The organism is Sphingobacterium sp. 18053, assembly GCF_902706145.1.
In the GTDB taxonomy this organism is placed as follows: Bacteria; Bacteroidota; Bacteroidia; order Sphingobacteriales; family Sphingobacteriaceae; genus Sphingobacterium; species Sphingobacterium paramultivorum.
Window position 1 is genome coordinate 1 of sequence record NZ_CACSJW010000026.1, and the last position, 1,226, is coordinate 1,226.

Genomic DNA, 1,226 nt, shown 5'->3' on the forward strand with positions numbered 1-1,226 from the left:
TAAAGCTGTCCGCGTAGCTATGGCTTAAGTTACGGGGCTTGGCGTCAGTGGCGGAAATTGAAGCGAAAAGTTTCAATTTAGCGACAGGTTAAGCAAAGGCCAACTAATGGCATAAATTTAAGAAAAAAGTCAATATAATTTATTTTTGGATAATTCCATTTTTAGCTATATTCGGCGAATTATTAAATGGATTTAAATAGGAGTATTTCAATGATAAATATTTTAAAAAGGTTGTCTGCTGTTTTGTTATTATTACTTTCAAGTATCTCTTTTTCGTATTCCCAGGACAAGGTTGATATAATACTGATTGGTACTTATCATTTTAACAATCCGGGCAATGATGCTGCAAAAACTACCGCTAGAAATATCCTAAGTGAAAAAGATCAGATGGGGCTGGAGGAGTTAACCAATGCGATTAACAAGAAGAGCAAACCCGATCAAATTTTTGTGGAAAGTCCACATGCAGAGGCAAAAAAGTTAAATGAGATCTACCAGCTATACTTATCAAATGATTTTAACAAGTTTACAGATACGATAGGAAATAAGAGACTTCAAAAACTTTATATTGAAGGCGAAACTTTTCAACTAGCTTTTCGTCTTGGCAAAAAATCCAATAATAAGGAAGTATTCCCCATAGACACGATGATACAAATGAGATTCGATCTTTTGAGCAAAGAACTAAATGCCAATCCAGTGCTCAAAGCAGCGTATGATAATAAGTTAGGGGAACTGAGTAAGGGATTTAATGAAGGGATCGGTAAAGAAAGTATGCGCGATGTACTTTTAAGACTCAATGAAGAGGATATTTACTTTCAAAATAAAAGTTTTTATATCTCTTTAGCAAATAAAGTAGGTGTATCAAATGGTTATTTCGGAAGTATATTGGTTTCAGACTGGTATAAACGTAATTTATTGATGTACGCAAACATTCAAAGCCAACTGAAAAAATCTACTAAAACAGCAGTGATCTTAGTGGGTGTAGGTCATGCTGCCATGTTCAGAGAATTTTTTAAAAATGATCCGAATTTTAATTTAGTCGAATTGAAGGATATTCTTTAAAAATATAGAGGTTGGTTATACCCCTAATTTATTTGAAAACAGGGGTATAACCAAAATCAAAAATTCTCCTATAAAATCTCTGCTTCACCAATAAGTCTAGGTCCTTCATGTAGCCACCATTTACGGCCTTTTGTCAAATATTGCTCCAGCTCTTTTACAAGGAGAAA

At 33.8% G+C, this 1,226-nt stretch carries 1 protein-coding gene; it reads left to right on the forward strand.

Features of this window, described 5'->3' with window-relative positions; genetic code table 11:
- Positions 1-210 precede the first annotated feature (210 nt).
- On the forward strand, positions 211-1,059 hold the full coding sequence (locus tag GVK91_RS27095; RefSeq protein WP_159732729.1) for a DUF5694 domain-containing protein: 849 nt from the start codon (positions 211-213) through the stop codon (positions 1,057-1,059).
- The last annotated feature ends 167 nt before the right edge of the window (positions 1,060-1,226 follow it).